This is a genomic window from Alteromonas sp. 14N.309.X.WAT.G.H12 (genome assembly GCF_036697315.1).
Classification (GTDB): Bacteria; Pseudomonadota; Gammaproteobacteria; order Enterobacterales; family Alteromonadaceae; genus Alteromonas.
Genome location: NZ_JBAHZB010000149.1, coordinates 1 through 5,622, shown reverse-complemented (window position 1 = coordinate 5,622; position 5,622 = coordinate 1). Strand labels below are relative to the sequence as shown.

Annotated in this window: 4 protein-coding genes and 1 pseudogene; 4 read left to right on the top strand and 1 reads right to left on the bottom strand. The window is 44.9% G+C overall.

The genetic code is table 11. From position 1 onward, the window contains the following. A partial coding sequence (locus V5298_RS19220; protein WP_332933046.1) for a PLP-dependent transferase occupies positions 1-868 on the top strand: 868 nt, incomplete at its 5' end. A gap of 529 nt (positions 869-1,397) precedes the next feature. Then, positions 1,398-3,878: a S9 family peptidase gene (locus V5298_RS19215; RefSeq protein ID WP_332933045.1), complete on the top strand. Its 2,481-nt coding sequence runs from the start codon at positions 1,398-1,400 to the stop codon at positions 3,876-3,878. Positions 3,879-3,895: 17 nt separating this feature from the next. On the opposite strand, the gene rrtA is transcribed toward V5298_RS19215, so the two are convergent. Further along, positions 3,896-4,534, bottom strand: a complete 639-nt coding sequence (gene rrtA, locus V5298_RS19210) for a rhombosortase (protein ID WP_416351210.1) — start codon at positions 4,532-4,534, stop codon at positions 3,896-3,898. A gap of 50 nt (positions 4,535-4,584) precedes the next feature. On the opposite strand from rrtA, the gene V5298_RS19205 reads away from it, so the two are divergent. Both V5298_RS19205 and V5298_RS19200 read left to right on the top strand, forming a co-directional pair. Next, a complete protein-coding gene (locus V5298_RS19205; RefSeq protein WP_332933044.1) occupies positions 4,585-5,349 on the top strand; it encodes an enoyl-CoA hydratase in 765 nt (254 codons plus the stop codon). A 60-nt stretch (positions 5,350-5,409) separates the two neighbouring features. Next, positions 5,410-5,622: pseudogene (locus tag V5298_RS19200) on the top strand (gamma-glutamyltransferase); the annotation flags it as partial.

The window sequence follows — 5,622 nt, the reverse complement described above, 5'->3', positions numbered from 1 at the left end:
AATTAGCTATGCCGACGTAACGAAAGTGGAAGACGTAAAAGCATTGTATCAGCCAAATACCCGCATGGTTTTTACCGAAACCGTGGCGAATCCGGTGACACAAGTGGCTGATGTGCGATCCATCGGTCAGTTTTGTGCTGAAAAAAATGTGGTGTTTTTCCTTGATAACACCATGACGCCGCCGCCTTTATTTGACGCTAAGCAAACTGGGGCGTCCTTGGTGGTCAGTTCGCTGACTAAGTATATTTCAGGGCATGGCAACGTGTTAGGTGGTGTGGTTGTTGATCTTGGTAATTATGATTGGACAGGCTACCCGAACATCGCCGATTTCTACAAAGTGGCGGAGAAAACCCAATGGGGTCTTACCCAGATAAAGAAAAAAGGACTGCGTGATATCGGCGGTACCTTGGCACCAGGATCGGCCCACGCCATTGCCACGGGGCTGGAAACATTGGCCATGCGGATGGAGCGAAATTGCCATAATGCCATGGAGTTAGCGACGTTTTTACACAATCATCCTAAAATCGCCCATGTGTATTACCCAGGGTTAGTGGGGCATGAACAGCATTTTCTCGCACGGGATATTATGAATAAGGGATATGGTGCGATATTAAGCCTCGATCTTGTGGAGGGCCTAGACGTAAATACATTTTTAAATGCCCTGTCATTGGTGATCAGTGCGACTCACTTAGGCGACAACAGAACCTTGGCCTTGCCGGTGGCCTCGACGATTTTCTATGAAAATGGGCCCGAGGAACGGGCTAAAATGGGCATTTCTGATGGTATGATCAGGTTGTCTGTGGGTATTGAAGATACCGAGGATCTCATCAAGGATTTTGACCAAGCATTGGCTCAGTGTGGTAACTAAAGGGGAGGGTTGTAAAAATAGCGTTATTTTGGAAGCATTTTTGCAACAAATCTGATAATCTATTTTTTAAGCAAGTAAGCGGGCGTTTTTTCGTATGGTGTTTTGGCGAACTTCAATACGTTGGTAGTGCTTAAATCCCGCTACTTGCTTCACTTCTTTTCCCCTTCTTTTTTCCCTATTTTTATTTTTTTAGAAAAAAAATGATTTTATCTGAACTATCTCCTAGCACCGTTGACTAATTCTATGCAGTTAGCAATAAACGTTTTCTCTTGAGCTTCCATGCTCTTACGTTGTTGTTAAAGTGTGTTCCAAGTTGAGTGTGCTTGATTGCCCCGCTAAATGCGGGGCTTTTTTTTGTCCATTTTAAAGCTAAAAATTCACTGATTAACAGCAGAGATCCCACCGTCCTAATTAAACCGGCGTCTTTTACGTTAAGGATACCTGCACAGACGATGAAGTCTGCCTGATTTTCTCTACTGATTTTGTATAATGTCTTGGGCTTTTAAGTATGACAAAGTAGATTAAAATAATGAGAAAAGTACGCAATTTTGTAGCAGGGATAGCATTTAGCACCGCATTAACGGCGTGCGCCACCCTTAGTTCTAACGACAATACAATGCATGAGGTGGAAAAATCCACCGCTGATGTGACGGCAAGCTACACGCCTGCCGATATTACAACGATCGCCTCCAATGACACCATTACACTTGAGCAAATCATGTCTGATCCTAAATGGATGGGGCGTGCACCACAGCAACCTGGATGGTCATTAGACAGTCATTATCTTGTGTACGAACAAGTCCAGGAAAACACCCAACTCAATGACGTGTTTATTGCGCCTATCAGCAACCCGGAAAATGCCAAAAAGGTATCGTTAGCAAATCGCTATCAGTATCGGTTCGACGAAAAAGCGGTGAATGGGGATAAAACGGTAACGGCATTTCGGGTAAATAACAGCTTATTCGTTAAAGAGTTACAACAACCTATTCGGCAATTGATTCGGGGAGGCGAGGCATTTCACGGTCTTCGCTTTATGACCGACGGCCGGCTCATGATGCAACAAAACGATAAGATTATTGCCATCGATATTCATACCGGCCAACGACAAGCGTTAATTAGTTGGCGTTTTGACGAGAAACCCGTAGCCGTTGAGCCGCCAGAAGATTATTTGTCAAAAGAACAAATAGGCCTAATTGATTACGTTAAAGTGCAACGAAAAAACAGACAAGATGCCGCACAATTTGAAGAAGATCTCAGTCGCGTGAGCGAGGCTTATGCCCCTAAGCCAATCTTTTTTGATAAGCAAGATAGATTAGTCAGTGCTTCGGTTTCCCCTAATGGGAAATACGCCATTGTGGTTACCACGGAAAATACCGCCGTTCGTGATGACTCGGATATTATGCCCCATTATATTCAGGAGTCCGGTCGTATCGCCACAATCGACGTGCGGCGTCGGGTGGCAGATGCCAAACCTGTTAACCATGACATTTGGTTGGTTAATCTTCATTCCCGCAAAAAAACACCGCTGTCATTGGTTAATTTACCCGGTTACAACGAAGACGTATTAGCCGATGTGAAAGCTGAAAATGCGGCGGCGATAGGGGAAACGTATCAGGTAAACCGGTTACCCCGGGATATTCAATTGATGGGGCGCGACGAAGGGATCCAATGGCATGACTCTGGTGATGAAGTCGCACTGATGTTGGAAGCCTGGGATAATAAAGATCGGTGGATCGTTACCGTTGATTTTGACAATGCCAAATTAATCACCCAAGAGCGTCTACATGATGATGCTTGGATCAATTACTATCATAATCATTTTGGCTGGCTGCATAATAGTAAAACCCTCTTTTATCAATCAGAAAAAGACGGTTTCTCTCATTTATACCTGCAAAAACCCGGTGAAAAAGCCCAACAGCTAACCCAGGGGCGCTATGTGGTTGAAAACCCTACTTTAAGTCCGGATGACCATTATATCTATTATCAGGCCAATAAAATCCATCCTGGTATTGTGGAAGTGTACCGGGTGGATCTAGAAAATGGTGAAACACAGCAGCTTACCGCCTTAAATGGCATGACTGAGTATGTGTTAAGTCCCGATGGTCAGCAGTTGCTGCTCACTCACAGTAAAGTCAATAGACCACCAGAACTCTATATTAAAGCGGTGGACAGCGAACTGTCAGCGCGCCAGATTACACATACGGTGAGTGACGCCTTCTTACAATTGCCTTGGGCTGTGCCCACCGTGGTGGCGATCCCGTCCACCCATACTTCACAACCTATCTATGCCCGGGTATATCTACCTAAGGGGGATAACAACGGTGAAAAACGCCGTGCTGTGGTCTTTACCCATGGGGCAGGTTATTTACAAAATGCCCACTTAGGTTGGTCAGGCTATTTTCGAGAATATATGTTCCATAGCATGCTGGTACAGCAAGGCTATGTGGTATTAGATATGGATTATCGGGCGTCGAAAGGCTATGGCCGTGACTGGCGTACGGCGATTTACCGACAAATGGGAAAACCGGAAGTCGAAGATTTACGTGATGGTGTGCAATGGCTTGTGGATAATGCTGACGTCGACCCAAAACGTGTGGGCACCTACGGTGGCTCTTACGGTGGTTTTTTAACCTTTATGTCCATGTTTACCCAACCTGACTTGTTTGCCGCTGGGGCGGCCTTACGTCCTGTCGCCGATTGGGCTCATTACAATACAGGCTATACCGCTAATATTCTTAATACCCCTGATGTTGATCCCATTGCCTATAGACGCAGTTCGCCTATCTATCATGCTGAAGGCTTAGCAAAACCGCTATTGATTGTTTCCCCCATGGTGGATAACAATGTCTTTTTTGAAGATTCGGTAAGATTAGTTCAGCGACTCATTGAATTGGAAAAAACAGACTTCGAAACGGCAATTTATCCGGTGGAATCCCATGGGTTTATACAGCCTAGTTCCTGGTTAGATGAATATCGTCGAATTTACAAATTGTTTGAAACGAATTTGTAGTACAAAGGCGCCTGTTGCTAGCGGGCGCCCTTTTCTTTCTGTTTGAAGGATCCAAGCCCTGGCATCAGCAGAAACAAGATAAAACCGGCGATACCGCCATAAAGATGGGCATCAATGGCCACTGTGGCATTAATCAGATCGGCAATTTCCTGTGTGCTACCAAAATTTTGTTCATAGGTGATTTTACCGATGACACCAAACAGCAATAACCACCCTGAGTGTATTCTATTGCGAATGTCCATACAGGCCCCCCAAACAAAAACACCGTGAAGTGCGCCAGAAAGCCCTGCGTAACCGATAAGGGACGGTGAAAAAAAGTAAATGCCCAGGCTGGTGGCAATGGCACACCAGGTGAAGACTTTCAGAAAACGCAAGGTGCGATAGTGAGGGTAATGCAAAAGAGTGAGGAGGATGAGGCCCGCAAGATTCAGTATCAAATGATTAAAATTGGTATGTACAAGGTTGCCCGTAAATAATCGCCATGTTTCCCATCCTTCGATGGCGTATCGGTCGTAGGCAAGCCAAGCACTGGATAAAGGCTCGAAATAGCCCGCTATCAGTACCAGACAAGCGATAATTAATGGGCCAGTGTAATGGGATAATTTAAATGTCGTTTGCATGAAATTTTGTGGTTTACTGCGAGAAGTCGCTATCATACAAAAAAACACCCCGACTTTGCCTATTTTTTATTAATTAAGGGGGCTTTATGAGCCTAGTACTGACACAGAATAACGATCGTATTTTAACCGTAAGCTTAAATCGCGCCGATAAAAAAAATGCGTTAACGCTTAAAATGTATGCGCAGTTGGCAAACATCTTAAAAGCAGCCGCAGAGGATGACACCGTTCATGTTGTGTTGTTAAAAGGTGAAGGCGGGTGTTTTAGCGCAGGAAATGACATCTCTGTCTTTGCACAGCGTGATGAAGGCGATAGTATTTCGGATATCGTTGCATTTATGAATGCCTTGTTACATTTCCCTAAACCCGTGGTGGCACAAGTGGAAGGGGTAGCCGTTGGCATTGGTACAACCTTATTGTTGCACTGCGATATGGTATATTGTGCACCTGCAACTCAATTCTGCCTACCCTTTATCAATTTAGGTTTAGTACCAGAATATGCGTCCAGCTATCTTCTCCCGCGGCTAGCTGGTCGGCGCAAAGCAAGTGAGTGGTTAATGCTTGGCGAAATGTTCGGTGCCGAGGATGCATATCAATTCGGTGTGGTCACAGCAATTGAACCTGCAGATACGTTGGGAGAAAAAGTCATGTCGGTATGTAAAAAGTTGGCGTCAAAGCCTGTTTTTGCAATGACCCATACCAAAAAACTTTTAAATACCGAAAAAGAAGTGATTCAACAGCAAATTAACGAAGAGTTGGACGTTTTTCTTGAAGCGTTGAATACAGACGCGGCTAAAGAAGCGTTCGATGCCTTTATTAACAAGCGACCGTTAAATACGGAAAAATTCAAATAAAACAGAGGAACACAAACATTGAATTTTAATTTGGGAACCCTAGCAGTTACGTTAAAGGCCGTGTGCTTTACGCTGGCTATTTCTCCTTTGGCTGACGCGGTTGAACGCAATGAGCCAGAGGCCGCCACCGGCTTTGAAAATAAGGTAGCCCATGTTGCCGATGACTATATGGTGGTCGCCGCTAATCCTTATGCCTCCTGGGCCGGTAAAAATATCATCGAGAAGGGCGGTTCTGCTATCGATGCGGCAGTTGCCGTGCAAGCCATGTTGACC

What these genes read in the sequence shown, in the direction of transcription:
- V5298_RS19205 (WP_332933044.1), top strand. Translation starts at nt 4,585, where the DNA reads ATGAGCCTAGTACTGACACAGAATAACGATCGTATTTTAACCGTAAGC.
- rrtA (WP_416351210.1), bottom strand. Translation starts at nt 4,534, where the DNA reads ATGATAGCGACTTCTCGCAGTAAACCACAAAATTTCATGCAAACGACA.
- V5298_RS19215 (WP_332933045.1), top strand. Translation starts at nt 1,398, where the DNA reads ATGAGAAAAGTACGCAATTTTGTAGCAGGGATAGCATTTAGCACCGCA.